Here is a 13,937-nt window from a genome sequence, read left to right as displayed (position 1 = left end):
ACATTGGCACTGGGATCACACTTTGAGCCGCGTTTCACCTGATAAGTGCGAATCTACGTCATCACGATGGATCCAAAGAGGGAGGCGCGATGCCGAATACGAAGCCGCTGTCGCCGGCGTCACCGTGGGTGCAGCTGACCACCACCGACGCCGACTGGGACGACCTCTCCGCCGGGGATCTGCTGCGGATGACCGCCCACACGCTGTGGATCCGGGTCTTCGAGGAGTATGTGCTCTCCCTGGCCGCCGAGGGCCTGGTGCACGGGCCCGCGCACTCGAGCATCGGTCAGGAGGGAGGCGCGGTCGGCTCGATCCTCGACCTGCGTTCCGATGACTACGTCAACGGCTCGCACCGCGGCCACCACCAATTCCTGGCGAAGGCGTTCGGTCACGTCATGGAGGCCGCGACCGACGGCTTTCCGGAACTCACCGACGACGTCCACACCGTGCTATCCCGCGCGTTGGCCGAGATCTGCGGCCTGGCGGAGGGATTCTGCAAGGGCCGCGGTGGATCCATGCACCTGCAGTGGCGCGAGGCCGGGGCGATGGGCACCAATGCCATCGTCGGGGGCGGTGTGCCGCAGGCGCTGGGCTTCGCCTTCAATCAGCGGCGCTCGGGCACCGACGCGGTCACGGTCACCTACTTCGGCGACGGTGCCATCAACATCGGCTCGGTGCTGGAGTCGTTCAACCTGGCCGCCGCGATGAAGGTGCCGGTGTGCTTCTTCGTCGAGAACAACATGTACGCGGTGTCGACGCCGCTTTCCACCTCCACCGCCGAACCGAGGCTGTCCGCCCGCGGACTGGGCTTTGACATCCCGAGCTGGCGGGTGGACGGGATGGATCCGCTCGCCGTGCGACTGGCCATGGCCGAGGCGCTCGGCCACCTCCGCGCCGGAGGTGGGCCTGTTCTGATCGAGGCCGAGGTGTACCGCTTCTTCCACCAGAACGGGCCGTTCCCGGGCAGCGCCTTCGGCTATCGGACCAAGGAGGAGGAGAACAGCTGGCGGGCCCGTGACCCGCTGGATCTGTTGTGCCGGAACATAATTCGTCGTGGGCTGATGACCGAAGACCAGATCGACAAGAAGCGGCAGGAGATCACCGACGTCATGACGTCGATCGGCGCCGGCTTCTTCGAGCCGGTGCCCGACGGAGAACCCGGCCAGCGTCGGGTCAGGGCCGACAAGTGGCCCGATCCCGGGTTCGTCGACGTCGGCATCCGCGGTGATCTGCGCGAACTCGAGGGCAGTCGCTACGAGGAAGCCGACACGTTCCCCGGCAAGCTGGCCGAGCGGCGTTTCATCGACGTGGTCAGTGACGTGATGGGCCGGCAGATGGAACTCGACGAGCGCATCGTCGTGCTGGGCGAGGACGTCGACGGGCTCAAGGGCGGCACCAACGGTGCCACCAAGGCCGCGCTGGCGAAGTTCCCGGATCGCGTGCTCGGCACGCCGATCAGCGAGAACGCCTTCGCCGGGATGGGTGGCGGCATGGCCATGGACGGCCGCACCCGCCCGGTCGTGGAGTTCATGTATGCCGACTTCATGTGGGTGGCCGCCGACCAGATCTTCAACCAGATCGCCAAGGCCCGGCACATGTTCGGCGGCCACGGCACGGTCCCGCTGGTGCTCCGCAGCAAGCTGGCGGCGGGTACCGGCTACGGCTCCCAGCATTCGATGGATCCGGCGGGCATCCTCACCACCGCAGCGGGGCTGCGGGTGGTGGCACCGTCGAATCCGTTCGACTACGTGGGCCTGATGAACACCGCACTGCGGCTGGACGACCCGGTGGTGGTGCTCGAACACGTCGACCTCTACGCCGGCACCGGGATCGGACCCGTCGACGACCTGGACTACCTGATCCCGGTCGGCAAGGCGGCGTTGCGCAGCACCGGTGACGACGTCACCGTCATCTCCTACCTCTCCATGGTCGGGCACTGCCTGGAAGCACTGCAGCAGGTTCCCGAGGTGTCCGCAGACCTCATCGACCTGCGCTGGCTGGACCGCGCCTCCCTGGATTGGGACACCATCACCGCCAGCGTCCGCAAGACCAATCGGGTGCTGATCGTCGAGCAGGGAGCAGTCGGCACGTCCTACGGCGGCTGGCTCGCCGATGAGATCGGACGTCGCCTGTTCGACTGGCTGGACGCGCCCATCGCGCGGGTCACCGGCGGCATCGCCTCACCCAGCATCAGCAAGGTTTTGGAGCGGGCCGCCATCGCGCGGACCGAGGAGGTCGTCGAAGCACTGCGGCGACTGCCGAATTTCTGACCCCCGAACCAGACGAGGAGAGCACCCATGGCGACGTTGTTCCGCGTGCCCGAGGTTGCCGCCGGCGCGACCGAGGTCACCGTGTCGGAGTGGCTGGTAGACGACGGTGCCGACATCCAGACCGGCGCCGCGGTGGTGGCATTGGAGACCGACAAGGCGATGGTCGAGGTAGAGGCCGAGACGGGCGGTGTGCTGCTGCGGCGCCTGGTGGAGCCCGGCGCGTCGGTTGCGGTGGGGGCCCCGTTGCTGCTGCTGGGCAGCCGGAACGAGATCGGCGCCGACATCGACTCGTTGCTGGTCGAACTCGGCGTGCAGGGCAGCGCGCCGGCACCGCCGCCCCGGGCCGAGACCAACGGCCGCGGCCGCATCTTCGCGACACCGCTGTCGCGGCGGTTATTGGCCCAGGCCGGCATCGACCTCCAGGACGTGACCGGCACCGGACCGAACGGCCGGATCACCAAGAAGGACGCGTTGCAGGCGGCGGCGCGCAGGGATCATCAGCCACCGTCGACACCCGCGCCGGCGGCCGAGCCCGCACCGGTGCCGGAGCCTGCACCGCGGCCCGCCGGCGCCGCCGCGGGATCGTTCACCGAGATCGAGCACAGCCGCCTGCGCCGGGCGGTGGCCGCCCGCCTGACGTCCAGCAAGCAGACCGTGCCGCACTTCTACGTCAAGCGCTCCGCGCGGATAGACGCGTTGCTGCGGCTGCGGGCTGAGCTCAACGACGTTTCGCCACAGCGTATTTCGGTCAACGACCTGGTGATCCGGGCGGTGGCGGCGGCGCACGTGGCGGTGCCGGAGGCCAATGTCATCTGGACCGACGAGGCGATGCGGTCGTTCGCTTCGGTAAATATCGGGGTGGCCATCGCTTCGGAGCGCGGTCTGGTGACTCCGGTCCTGCGCAACGTGCAGGACACCACGCCCGGCGGGGTGGCCCGAAAGGTGCACGAGTTCGTCGAGCAGGCGAACGCCGGACGCCTCGCGCAGCGCGACCTCGAGGGCGGCGCCATCACGGTCACCAACCTCGGCATGTACGGCGTCGAGGAGTTCGCCGCGATCATCAATCCGCCGCAGTCGGCCATCCTCGCCGTCGGTGCCGGGGTGAAACAACCGATCGTCATCGAGGACAAGATCGACGAGGCGGACAAGGTCGAGATCGCCACCGTGGTCAACCTCGTGCTCTCGGTTGACCACCGGGCCATCGACGGCGCGTTGGCGGCGCGCTGGATGGCCACCCTCGTCGACATCGTCGAGAAGCCGCTGCGTCTGCTCATCTGACGCGCGTCCGTCGATCGCGGCGGGGGGTGAACCGTCTCGCACCCGGTTGGTGCAGAGTTCGAGATTTGTCACACTGTTTCGCATGACCGAGTTGGCCGCGAAACCCCAGCGCACCGACGATGCCCTGCCGTTGGGGCCGCGGTCGCTGGTGTGGCGCTATTTCGGCGACAACCGGATGTATCTCATCGGGCCACGACCCGCCGTGCTGCAGAACATGCTCGCCGAACTCGGCCAGGGTGTGCGTGACCACTCCACCTTCTTCGCCGACACCGCGGAACGGCTCAGGCGCACGATCCCGCCGATCTTCGACACCGTCTACGGTTCCGACGCCGACAACGCGGGGACGCAGGTCCGCGACTTTCATCACCACGTCAAGGGCGATCTGCCCGGCCCGGACGGGTCGGCCGGCCGCTACCACGCGCTGGATCCGGACACCTACTTCTGGGCGCACGCAACGTTCGTCGAGCAGGTGCTGTACTTCGCCGACACCTTCGTCAAGCGGCTGACCGATGCGGAGAAGGAACAGATCTACCTCGAATCCAAGACGTGGTACCGGCGCTACGGGGTCAGCGACCGCCCGATGCCGGCGAATTACGCCGATTTTCAAGAATATTGGGACCGGATGATGAACGAGATCATCATCGCGCACCCGACCGCCAAGTACGGGGTCGGCTACGTCACCAAGGGCTTTCCGCGCCCCAGGGCGGTGCGGCCCGCACTCTGGCGCGTCATCGCACCCGTCTTCAACCCGGTCGCCGCCTTCCTGACCACCGGTGGGCTGCCACCGCGGGCCCGCGTCCTGCTCGAGCTGCCATGGACCGAGCGCCAGGAGCGCCGCTACCAGCGCTTCGCCGGGGTCTGGCGCTCGCAGCCGGTGAACTGGGTGTGGGATCTTCTGCCAATGCGATTGCGCTACAACCGCTATGCGCTCAAGGGCTATGCCCGTTCCTGATCGGCGGCCTGACCCGACGACCCAAGCCATCGTCGACGCCGCCGTCATCGAGCGCGAGACCGTCCGACTGTTCGCCGACATTGCCGCCGAGCTCAAACAGGCCGCGCCGCAATCCAACTACTACGTCGAGGCGTTCACGCTGTCGATCCTGAAATTCCGCCGCCACCGGGTGCTGGGCCGGATGATCACCGACGACCCGGCCTGGTGCTGGCGTTGGCGTCCAGTCACCACGCCGCGGCGATCCAGCGGATGGCCGAAGCGCTGCGGGTGATCCCCCGACGGTTTGGCCGAGCGGATCGGCGAGCAGGGGGTCGACGAAATCGCCGATACGATTCTGCGCTACGCGGCCATGGTGCTGCTGCTGCCGAGCGCCCAACCTCTCGAGTCCGCCGACGACATCCGGGCGTTGCCACCGGCACTTTCTCCCCAGCCTTTTCGCGGTGTTAGGCGCTGTACCGGCCAAAACGCGTGCCACTGTTTCGTAGCTCACACTTTCGGGCAGCCACAGGCGCATGAGCACAGACGAACGGGAGCGGACCGAAAAGCCGGAAGTGACCGAGGAACACACCGCAAAGGCCAAGGAGATGGCCAAGGCGTATGACGAGGAACGTCCGACGACCACACTGCCCGGCAGCGGGGGAACTGTGGCGGGCACCGCCGTCAACGACTGGGTAGACGACGAGGACAAGGGGAAGGTCGACTTTTCCGGCCAGGAAGAGGCCAAGGAAGAGGCGGAAAAGGAATCCAAGCAAGAAATGAAGGAGCGCCGGGAGGCGGGCGAATTCCGTTAGGTGCCGTACAGTTTCGGCGTGACCTCTCTCGACCGGATCGCACCCGCGTTCGTTCAGATGGCTCACTCGATCGTGTGGGCGTCGGTCGCCACCGTCGGCGCCGACAGTCGCCCGCGCACCCGAATCCTGCATCCGTTCTGGGAGTGGGACGGCACTGATCTCTTCGGCTGGATCGCCACTGTGCCGAGTCCGGTCAAGCGGGCACATCTGGCGGCCCATCCCGAGGTGTCGGTGAGCTACTGGACCGGCAACCACAACACCTGCAGCGCAGAGTGCCTGGTCGAGTGGTACTCCGACGAGGAAACCCGCCGCGCAGTATGGGACAGGTTTGCCGGCGCGCCCGAGCCCGTGGGCTACGACCCCGGCATCATCCCGATGTGGGCCGACGGCCCCACCTCCGCTCAGTTCGCCGTGCTGCGGCTGAGCCCGTATCGGCTGCGCGTGATGCCCGGCACGGTGATGACGAAGGGCGAAGGCGAGACTCTCACCTGGACCGTGAGGTGAACCGGACAACGACCCGGCCCACCGGCGTCAGCGCGCTGCGGTTGGTCCCGAGGAATCCGCTGCCCCTCCGAAAGTTGCTGAAAGCCGTCCGGCACCTGGACAGGGGCCAGGAACTGATCCGCGACGGCGGCGGCGCGATCACCCGGCTGCAGGTAGGCCCCAAATGGCTGTTTCCGCCGCTTGTGGCGGTGTTCTCACCCGACGGCATCCGCGACGTGTTGGGACGCAACGACGCCCTGTCCGAGCGGTGCATCGTCCACAAAGAGGTCCGGCACATGGCGGGCGACAGCTTGTTCGTCCTGCCCAATGAGCAGTGGCGTCCGCGCAAACGCGCCCTGCAACCCGTGTTCACCCGGCAGAACGTCCGGCAGTTCGGCGGCCACATGTCCACGGCGGCCGACGCTTTCGTCGAGCGCTGGCGCGACGGCGGCGAAGTCGACCTGGACGTGGAGTGCCGCCGGTTGACCATGCAGTCTCTGGGCCGGTCGGTGCTCGGCGTCGACCTCAACGACCGCGCGGAGGTGATCGCGGAGCACATGCACGTCGCGTCCTCCTACACCGCCGACCGCGCGCTTCGGCCGCTGCGGGCACCGCGATGGCTGCCGACACCGGCACGCCGCCGAGCGCGTGCCGCGGTCGCGTCGATGCGCGCCTTCACCAACGACATCCTGCAGGCGTGCCGTGCCGATCCGACACGCGATGCGCCGCTGGTTCACGCGCTGATCGCGGCCGGCGATCCCGCATCCGGGCAGCCACTCTCCGACGACGACATCTGCAATGACCTGCTGATATTCATGTTGGCCGGCCACGACACCACCGCGACCGCGCTCACCTACGCGTTGTGGGTGCTCGGGCACCACGCCGATGTGCAGAACCGGGTGGCCGCCGAGGTGGCCGAGATCGGCGACCGCGAGCTGACCCCCGAGGATGTGTCCCGACTCGGATACACCGTTCAGGTGCTGCACGAGGCACTGCGGTTGTGCCCGCCGGCTGCCGGGGTCGGCCGGCTGGCAGTGCGCGACATCGAGGTTGACGGCTACCGCGTTGAGGCCGGTAGCCTGCTGGCGGTCGGCATCTATGCCCTGCATCGGGATCCGGCCCTGTGGAAGGACCCACTCGTCTTCGACCCCGATCGGTTCAGCCCCGAGAATTCGAAGGATCGCGACCGCTGGCACTTCATCCCCTTCGCCGGCGGGGCACGTGCGTGCATCGGTGAACACTTCGCCCGGTTGGAGACCACCCTCGCACTGGCCACGATCGTCCGGTCGATGGAGATCCGCTCGGTGGATCAGGACTTTCCGTGTGAGGTGCCGTTCACCACGGTGGCCAAGGGGCCGATCCGGGCGAGTGTCAGCCGACGCGGGTGAACAACACACCGCGGGCTCGAACGGCAGGAGCGCGAAAAGCGGTCGCCACGGCCCCTTGACCGTCTGCGCCGCCTCCGCCTTCGGCACCACCCGCGGATTGGTCAGTTCGATGGTTTTGCCGTAGCGCCGCATCCGGCCGCCGCCGGCGGCCATGGCGTTCTTCAGCCAATCGCGGTTCGGGCCGTACGTCAGCAGGACGGCAATGCCGTCGTCGGTGGTGAATACGGTCAGCGGGGTGCGGTACGTCGTGCCGGATTTGCGGCCGACGTGCTCGAGGATGCACATCGTCGGTGCCCACCCCGCCCATAGTCGCTGGACCGGGTTCGTCACGTGCCGGTTGAACCGTGCCAGCCATTGCGGAAGCTGCATGTGGCCATCAAACCCCGGGCGAACGCCGGCCGCGGCGTTCCGGTCGTTTGCGGTGGCCCGATGGGGCGATCAGACTCGTAGGTCATGGCCTACCTCAAGCCGCCCTGGTTCACCCGGACCGTCTTCAACCGGATCGCGATGGCGACCGGCATGAGCGACACCGAAACGCTGACCGTGACCCGACGCAAGAGCAGACAACCGCAGCACGTCCCGGTGATCCCGATCGATGTCGGGGGCACCAGATATGTCGTCTCCACCCGCGGCGAGTCCGACTGGGTGAAGAATCTGCGGGCCGACCCCAATGCCACGATCGGGTCGAAGAGCTACGTCGCCCGTGAGATCCCCGAGCAGGACCGACAGGCGATCCTGACCGCCTATCGGGACAAGGCGGGCCGCGCGGTCGAAGGGTACTTCCGCGATCTGCCCCGCGAGGCCGACCATCCGGTGTTCGTCGTCACCCCGAAGGGGTGACCACGCCACTACACCCTGTAGTTGACGCTGTCGGGGTGGCTGGGACACTGGTGGCCATGCGTGCCGACCACTTATCAGCCGAGGTATCGGCGAGGCTGTTCGCCGACGCGTGTGCCGTCATCCCCGGTGGGGTGAACTCTCCGGTGCGGGCGTTCTCCTCCGTCGGCGGAACCCCGCGGTTCATCACCTCCGCGTCGGGTTACTGGCTGACCGATGCCGACGGCAACCGCTATGTCGACCTGGTCTGCTCCTGGGGGCCGATGATCCTGGGTCACGCGCATCCGGCGGTCGTCGAGGCCGTCCGGCGGGTGGCCGGCGACGGTCTGTCGTTCGGCGCCCCGACGCCGTCGGAGACCGAGCTGGCCGCCGAGATCATCGGGCGCGTCGCCCCGGTCGAGCGGCTGCGGATGGTCAACTCCGGGACCGAGGCCACCATGAGCGCGATCCGGCTGGCCCGCGGCTACACCGGACGCGCGAAGATCATCAAGTTCTCGGGGTGCTATCACGGTCACAGCGACGCACTGCTCGCCGACGCGGGCTCCGGCGTTGCGACGCTGGGACTGCCGTCCTCGCCGGGGGTGACCGGCGCCGCCGCTGCCGACACCATCGTGTTGCCGTACAACAACATCCCCGCCCTGGAGGATGTGTTCGGCCGGTTCGGCGATGAGATCGCGTGCGTCATCACCGAGGCCAGCGCGGGCAATATGGGCACCGTCGCGCCCTTTCCCGGATACAACGCCGCGCTGCGCCGCATCACCGCCGCCCACGGCGCACTGCTGATCGCCGACGAGGTGATGACCGGATTTCGGGTGAGCCGCTCAGGTTGGTACGGAATCGATCCTGTCGACGCTGACGTGTTCACCTTCGGCAAGGTGATGAGTGGCGGGCTGCCGGCCGCGGCGTTCGGTGGCCGCGCCGAGGTGATGGAGCGCCTCGCCCCACTCGGGCCGGTGTACCAGGCGGGCACGCTGTCGGGCAATCCCGTCGCCATGGCGGCCGGGCTGGCGACGCTGCGGGCCGCCGACGATGCCACCTACGCCGCACTGGACGCCAATGCCGACCGGCTGGCCGGACTGCTGGCCGCGGCATTGACGGATGCCGGTGTGGCGCATCAGGTTGCCCGGGCCGGCAACATGCTGTCGGTGTTCTTCTCCGAGGAGCCGGTGACCGATTTCGCGGCGGCCAGGGCCACCCAGACGTGGCGGTTCCCGCCCTTCTTCCATGGTCTGCTCGACGCCGGCATCTACCCGCCGCCCAGCGCATTCGAAACTTGGTTCGTGTCAGCCGTGCTGGATGACGATGCCTTCGACCGTATCGCCGCTGCCCTGCCTTTGGCGGCCCGTGCCGCGGCCGAAGCACAGGATCCCAACGTCTGATGGTCGAGAAGACGACCGTGCACGTGATGCGGCACGGCGAGGTGTACAACCCGGACAAGATCCTCTACGGCAGGCTCGCCGACTACCATCTGTCGGATCACGGCCGGGCCCAGGCTCAGGCCGCGGCCGACTGGCTGGCCGGCAACGACATCGTCTACGTCGTCGCCTCACCGCTGGAACGCGCTCAGGAAACGGCGGCGCCGATCGCCGCGCGCCACGGTTTGTCGGTCGACACCGACCCCGAGCTGATCGAATCGTGGAATTCGTTCGAGGGATTGAAGGTTTCGCCGGGTGACGGCGCATTGCGCGATCCCCGTAATTGGAAGCTGCTGCGCAACCCACTCAAGCCGTCTTGGGGTGAGCCCTATACCCAGATCGCCGCGCGGATGGCCGAAGCGGTGCACCGCGCGCGTATCAAGGCCGCCGGTCACCAGGCGGTGTGCGTCAGCCACCAGCTGCCGGTGGAGACGCTGCGCCGCGCGCTGACGGGGTCGAGGCTCGCGCACGTTCCGACCAACCGCATGTGCAACCTGGCGTCGCTGACCTCGTTCCAGTTCGACGGCGAGCGGCTGGTCGGCTGGGGATATTCGGAGCCAGCGGGACGTCTGTGAAGCGGTTGGCGATGGTTCTGGCTGGCGCGGCGACGGTCGCGCTGGTCGGATGCTCGACCGGTGCCGACGCCGTGGCACAAGGCGGCACCTTCGAGTTCGTCGCACCCGGCGGCAAGACCGACATCACTTACGATCCGCCCGCAAGCCGTGGCCGGCCCGGCCGATTGACCGGACCCGAGTTGATGGATCCGGCGAAGACGGTCTCGGTCGACGATTTCCCGGGCAAGGTCGTGGTGATCAACGTGTGGGGGCAGTGGTGTGGACCGTGCCGCACCGAGATCACCCAGCTGCAGAAGGTCTACGACGCCACCCGCGCGCAGGGCGTGGCTTTCCTGGGCATCGACGTGCGCGACAACAACCGTGACGCCGCCCGCGATTTCATCGTCGACCGCAAGGTCACGTTCCCGTCCATCTATGACCCGTCGATGCGCACCATGATTGCGTTCGGGGGCAGATACCCGACCACGGTCATCCCGTCCACCGTGGTGCTGGATCGGCAGCATCGGGTCGCCGCGGTGTTCCTGCGCGAGGTTCTCGCGCAAGACCTGCAACCGGTGGTGGAACGACTGGCTGCCGAAGACGCGAAGGCGCCGTCGACATGACACTGGACCACGTCGACCGGTTGATGGCCGGCGGGCCCGTGATGCTGGCCTTTCTGGTCAGCGCGCTGGCGGGCCTGGTGTCGTTCGCCTCGCCGTGTGTGGTGCCGCTGGTACCCGGTTACCTCTCCTATCTGGCCGCCGTGGTGGGCGTGGAGGACGGGGTCGAGCCATCGGGTGCGGTGACGGTGGCCAGGAAGGCCCGTGTCCGGGTGGCGGGTGCCGCCACCCTGTTCGTCGCGGGTTTCACCTCCGTGTTCGTGCTGGGTACGGTCGCGGTGCTGGGCATGACGACCACACTTATCACCAATCAGGTTCTGCTGCAACGGATCGGCGGAGTCCTCACCATCGTGATGGGCCTGGTGTTCATCGGTTTCGTCCCTGCGCTGCAGCGCGATACCCGGTTCACGCCCCGGCAGTTGTCCACGATCGCCGGTGCGCCGCTGCTCGGCGCGGTGTTCGGCCTTGGCTGGACCCCGTGCCTGGGGCCGACGCTGACCGGGGTGATCGCGGTCGCATCCGCCACCGACGGCACCAATGTGGCCCGCGGCGTACTCCTGGTGATCGCCTATTGCCTGGGGCTGGGAATTCCGTTCGTGCTGCTCGCCTTTGGTTCGGCGCGGGCGGTGCAGGGGCTGAGCTGGTTGCGACGACACACCCGCGTCATCCAGATCTTCGGGGGAATACTGCTGATCTTGGTGGGGACTGCGCTGGTGACCGGGGTGTGGAGTGATTTCGTCTCATGGGTGCGCGACACATTCGTCAGTGATGTGACTTTGCCGCTATGAGAAGGATTTTCGCGTACTGCCGCAACACCTGGCGCACCCTGACCTCGATGGGGACGGCGCTGGTGCTGCTGTTCCTGCTCGCGCTGGGGGCGATACCGGGTGCCCTGCTGCCGCAGCGCAGCCTCAACGAGTCCAAGGTCGAGCAGTACCTCGCCGAGCATCCGGCCATCGGGCCGTGGCTGGACCGCGTGCAGGCCTTCGACGTGTTCTCCAGCTTCTGGTTCACCGCCATCTATGCGCTGTTGTTCGTCTCTCTCGTTGGCTGCCTGACGCCACGGCTGATCGAGCACGCCCGCAGCATGCGGGCCATGCCCGTCCCCGCGCCGCGAAACCTCAGCCGGCTGCCGAAGCACGACACCGCACGGGTGGCGGGCGATCCCGGGGCGACCGCGACCGCCATGGCAGACCGGTTGCGCGGCTGGCGCCGCACCACGCGGACCGAGGGCGGCGTCATCGAAATCTCGGCCGAGAAAGGCTATCTGCGCGAATTCGGCAACCTCGTCTTCCACTTCTCCCTGCTCGGTCTGCTGGTCGCGGTCGCCGCCGGGAAGCTTTTCGGCTACGAGGGCAACGTCATCGTCGTCGCCGACAGCGGCCCCGGATTCTGCTCGGCATCGCCGGCAGCTTTCGACTCGTTCCGGGCGGGCAACACCGTCGACGGCACGTCGCTGTTCCCGATCTGTCTGCGGGTCAACGATTTTCAGGCCCACTATCTGCCGACCGGTCAGGCGGTCTCGTTCGCCTCGAACATCGAGTATCAGGCGGGTGAGGACCTCGACACCGACACCTGGCGGCCGTACCTCCTCAAGGTCAACGAGCCGCTGCGGGTCGGCGGCGACCGGGTGTACCTGCAGGGCCACGGTTACGCCCCGACGTTCACCGTCACCTTTGCCGACGGACAGACGCGGACCCAGACGCTGCAGTGGCGGCCGGAGGATCAGATCACGTTGCTGTCATCGGGGGTCATGCGCTTCGACCCGCCGGGCGGCACCTATCCGGACGCCGGCGAACGGCGCAAGCACCAGATCGCCATCCAGGGACTGTTCGCGCCGACCGAGCAACTCCAGGGCACGCTGCTGTCGTCGAGCTACCCCGCGCTGAACGACCCGGCCGTGGCCGTCGACATCTACCAGGGCGACACCGGCCTGGACACCGGTCGGCCGCAGTCGCTGTTCGATCTCGACCCCCGCCTCATCGAACAAAAGCGGCTCACCAAGATGACCAGGATCAACCTGCGGGCAGGCCAGCAGGCCCGCCTCGAGGACGGCACCGTCGTCCGCTTCGACGGTGCCGTGCCCTTCATCAACGTTCAGGTGTCCCACGACCCCGCCCAGGTCTGGGTGCTGGTGTTCGCGCTCACGATGATGGCCGGGCTGTTGGTGTCGCTGGTGGTGCGGCGCAGACGGGTCTGGGTTCGGCTGACACCGGCCGCCGCGGGTACGGTAAGCGTCGAGCTGGGCGGCTTGGCCCGCACCGACAACTCGGGGTGGGGCGACGAGTTCGAGCGGTTGACGCAGCGGCTGGTGACCGACCGTGACGTGGCCGCCGCCGCTAAGGAGAAGGTCTGATGAACACCGAGCACATCGACGTGGGACTGGCCCGCTACTCCGACTGGGCCTTCACCTCATCGGTGGTCGTGCTGGTCGCCGCGCTGCTGTTGCTCGCGGTCGAACTGGCCTACAGCAGCGGCCGCAAGGTCGAGGAGAGGGAGCTGGTGACGGCGACGGTCGGCGCCGACAGCACCACACCGGGTGTCGTCGCCGCGGCGCCCAGGCGCCCCCTCGACGAACGCGTCGGTAAGTCCGGTCTCGCGTTGGTGTACGTGGGCATCGGGCTGCTTTTCATCTGCATCGTGCTGCGAGGTCTGGCCACTTCGCGGGTGCCGTGGGGCAACATGTACGAGTTCATTAATCTGACCTGCTTCTCGGGGCTGCTCGCGGCGACGATCGTGCTGCGCCGCCCGCAGTACCGGGCGCTGTGGGTCTTCGTCCTCGTTCCCGTGCTGATTCTGCTCACGGTGTCGGGCAGGTGGCTTTACACCAACGCGGCGCCGGTGATGCCCGCACTGCAGTCCTACTGGCTACCTATCCACGTCTCGGTGGTGAGCCTCGGCTCGGGGGTGTTCCTCGTTGCGGGCGTGGCCAGCATCCTGTTCCTTCTCAAGATGTCGCCGCTCGGCAGGCTGGACCTGGCCGATGGCACGCTCGCCCGCGTCGTGGGGCGTCTGCCCGACGCCCAGACGCTGGATCGGATTGCTTACCGTACAACGATTTTCGCATTCCCCATCTTCGGCTTCGGCGTCATCTTCGGGGCGATCTGGGCTGAGGAGGCGTGGGGCAGGTATTGGGGCTGGGATCCGAAGGAGACGGTGTCGTTCATCGCCTGGGTGGTGTACGCGGCATACCTGCACGCCCGGTCGACGGCGGGCTGGCGCGACAGGAAGGCGGCCTGGATCAACGTCGTCGGGTTCGTGGCGATGGTCTTCAACCTGTTCTTCATCAACCTGGTGACGGTCGGGCTGCATTCGTACGCTGGGGTCGGCTGAGAACGGCCGAGCCGAT

General features: G+C 67.6%; 13 protein-coding genes and 2 pseudogenes. 14 read left to right on the top strand and 1 reads right to left on the bottom strand.

Going from position 1 to position 13,937, the window contains the following annotated elements:
- Nucleotides 1–89: 89 nt before the first annotated feature.
- The 7 genes and pseudogenes from ACVWWN_RS38205 to ACVWWN_RS38175 all read left to right on the top strand — a co-directional run bounded on the left by ACVWWN_RS38205 (nucleotide 90) and on the right by ACVWWN_RS38175 (nucleotide 7,162).
- The gene (locus tag ACVWWN_RS38205) at nucleotides 90–2,270 is read left to right on the top strand and encodes an alpha-ketoacid dehydrogenase subunit alpha/beta (protein ID WP_457148506.1); all 2,181 of its coding nucleotides are present in this window, start codon (nucleotides 90–92) and stop codon (nucleotides 2,268–2,270) included.
- A gap of 27 nt (nucleotides 2,271–2,297) precedes the next feature.
- Nucleotides 2,298–3,548: a dihydrolipoamide acetyltransferase family protein gene (locus ACVWWN_RS38200; protein ID WP_457148505.1), complete on the top strand. Its 1,251-nt coding sequence runs from the start codon at nucleotides 2,298–2,300 to the stop codon at nucleotides 3,546–3,548.
- A gap of 82 nt (nucleotides 3,549–3,630) precedes the next feature.
- Complete coding sequence (locus ACVWWN_RS38195; protein WP_457148504.1) at nucleotides 3,631–4,500, top strand: oxygenase MpaB family protein; 870 nt, start codon at nucleotides 3,631–3,633, stop codon at nucleotides 4,498–4,500.
- Nucleotides 4,501–4,537: 37 nt separating this feature from the next.
- Nucleotides 4,538–4,985 (top strand): annotated as a pseudogene (locus ACVWWN_RS38190) (TetR/AcrR family transcriptional regulator); the annotation flags it as partial.
- A 27-nt stretch (nucleotides 4,986–5,012) separates the two neighbouring features.
- Complete coding sequence (locus ACVWWN_RS38185; protein WP_457148503.1) at nucleotides 5,013–5,291, top strand: hypothetical protein; 279 nt, start codon at nucleotides 5,013–5,015, stop codon at nucleotides 5,289–5,291.
- Between the two features lie 18 nt (nucleotides 5,292–5,309).
- A complete protein-coding gene (locus ACVWWN_RS38180) occupies nucleotides 5,310–5,795 on the top strand; it encodes a pyridoxamine 5'-phosphate oxidase family protein (protein ID WP_457148502.1) in 486 nt (161 codons plus the stop codon).
- Nucleotides 5,792–7,162 (top strand): cytochrome P450, encoded by a 1,371-nt coding sequence (locus ACVWWN_RS38175; RefSeq protein WP_457148501.1) that lies wholly within the window; start codon nucleotides 5,792–5,794, stop codon nucleotides 7,160–7,162. Before ACVWWN_RS38180 ends, ACVWWN_RS38175 begins: the two co-directional genes overlap by 4 nt.
- On the opposite strand, the pseudogene ACVWWN_RS38170 reads toward ACVWWN_RS38175, so the two are convergent.
- Nucleotides 7,154–7,531 (bottom strand): annotated as a pseudogene (locus tag ACVWWN_RS38170) (nitroreductase family deazaflavin-dependent oxidoreductase); the annotation flags it as partial. The gene ACVWWN_RS38175 and the pseudogene ACVWWN_RS38170 overlap by 9 nt on opposite strands.
- An 84-nt stretch (nucleotides 7,532–7,615) precedes the next feature.
- Between ACVWWN_RS38170 and ACVWWN_RS38165 the strand changes: the two are divergent.
- Genes ACVWWN_RS38165 through ccsB form a run of 7 tightly spaced genes read left to right on the top strand, consistent with a single transcriptional unit; the run spans nucleotide 7,616 to nucleotide 13,921 of the window.
- Nucleotides 7,616–8,002 (top strand): nitroreductase/quinone reductase family protein, encoded by a 387-nt coding sequence (locus ACVWWN_RS38165; protein ID WP_457148500.1) that lies wholly within the window; start codon nucleotides 7,616–7,618, stop codon nucleotides 8,000–8,002.
- Nucleotides 8,003–8,058: 56 nt separating this feature from the next.
- Nucleotides 8,059–9,378 (top strand): glutamate-1-semialdehyde 2,1-aminomutase, encoded by a 1,320-nt coding sequence (hemL, locus tag ACVWWN_RS38160; RefSeq protein WP_457149436.1) that lies wholly within the window; start codon nucleotides 8,059–8,061, stop codon nucleotides 9,376–9,378.
- A complete protein-coding gene (locus tag ACVWWN_RS38155; RefSeq protein WP_457148499.1) occupies nucleotides 9,378–9,989 on the top strand; it encodes a histidine phosphatase family protein in 612 nt (203 codons plus the stop codon). The genes hemL and ACVWWN_RS38155 overlap by 1 nt, the downstream gene beginning before the upstream one ends.
- 11 nt (nucleotides 9,990–10,000) lie before the next feature.
- Entirely contained in the window at nucleotides 10,001–10,591 is a 591-nt protein-coding gene (locus ACVWWN_RS38150) for a TlpA disulfide reductase family protein (RefSeq protein ID WP_457148498.1), read from the top strand.
- On the top strand, nucleotides 10,588–11,376 hold the full coding sequence (locus ACVWWN_RS38145) for a cytochrome c biogenesis CcdA family protein (RefSeq protein ID WP_457148497.1): 789 nt from the start codon (nucleotides 10,588–10,590) through the stop codon (nucleotides 11,374–11,376). The genes ACVWWN_RS38150 and ACVWWN_RS38145 overlap by 4 nt, the downstream gene beginning before the upstream one ends.
- Nucleotides 11,373–12,944, top strand: coding sequence for a cytochrome c biogenesis protein ResB (resB, locus tag ACVWWN_RS38140; RefSeq protein ID WP_457148496.1), 1,572 nt, complete (start codon nucleotides 11,373–11,375; stop codon nucleotides 12,942–12,944). Before ACVWWN_RS38145 ends, resB begins: the two co-directional genes overlap by 4 nt.
- A complete protein-coding gene (gene ccsB, locus ACVWWN_RS38135) occupies nucleotides 12,944–13,921 on the top strand; it encodes a c-type cytochrome biogenesis protein CcsB (RefSeq protein WP_457148495.1) in 978 nt (325 codons plus the stop codon). Before resB ends, ccsB begins: the two co-directional genes overlap by 1 nt.
- Nucleotides 13,922–13,937 lie beyond the last annotated feature (16 nt).

It is taken from the genome of Mycobacterium sp. URHB0021, assembly GCF_054057895.1.
This window is presented reverse-complemented; position numbering and strand designations above follow the sequence as displayed.

Excerpts from the sequence above, each read along its gene's own strand:
- ACVWWN_RS38205 (WP_457148506.1), top strand. The coding sequence starts at position 90 with ATGCCGAATACGAAGCCGCTGTCGCCGGCGTCACCGTGGGTGCAGCTG.
- ACVWWN_RS38200 (WP_457148505.1), top strand. The coding sequence starts at position 2,298 with ATGGCGACGTTGTTCCGCGTGCCCGAGGTTGCCGCCGGCGCGACCGAG.
- ACVWWN_RS38195 (WP_457148504.1), top strand. The coding sequence starts at position 3,631 with ATGACCGAGTTGGCCGCGAAACCCCAGCGCACCGACGATGCCCTGCCG.
- ACVWWN_RS38185 (WP_457148503.1), top strand. The coding sequence starts at position 5,013 with ATGAGCACAGACGAACGGGAGCGGACCGAAAAGCCGGAAGTGACCGAG.
- ACVWWN_RS38165 (WP_457148500.1), top strand. The coding sequence starts at position 7,616 with ATGGCCTACCTCAAGCCGCCCTGGTTCACCCGGACCGTCTTCAACCGG.
- hemL (WP_457149436.1), top strand. The coding sequence starts at position 8,059 with ATGCGTGCCGACCACTTATCAGCCGAGGTATCGGCGAGGCTGTTCGCC.
- ACVWWN_RS38155 (WP_457148499.1), top strand. The coding sequence starts at position 9,378 with ATGGTCGAGAAGACGACCGTGCACGTGATGCGGCACGGCGAGGTGTAC.
- ACVWWN_RS38150 (WP_457148498.1), top strand. The coding sequence starts at position 10,001 with ATGGTTCTGGCTGGCGCGGCGACGGTCGCGCTGGTCGGATGCTCGACC.
- ACVWWN_RS38145 (WP_457148497.1), top strand. The coding sequence starts at position 10,588 with ATGACACTGGACCACGTCGACCGGTTGATGGCCGGCGGGCCCGTGATG.
- resB (WP_457148496.1), top strand. The coding sequence starts at position 11,373 with ATGAGAAGGATTTTCGCGTACTGCCGCAACACCTGGCGCACCCTGACC.
- ccsB (WP_457148495.1), top strand. The coding sequence starts at position 12,944 with ATGAACACCGAGCACATCGACGTGGGACTGGCCCGCTACTCCGACTGG.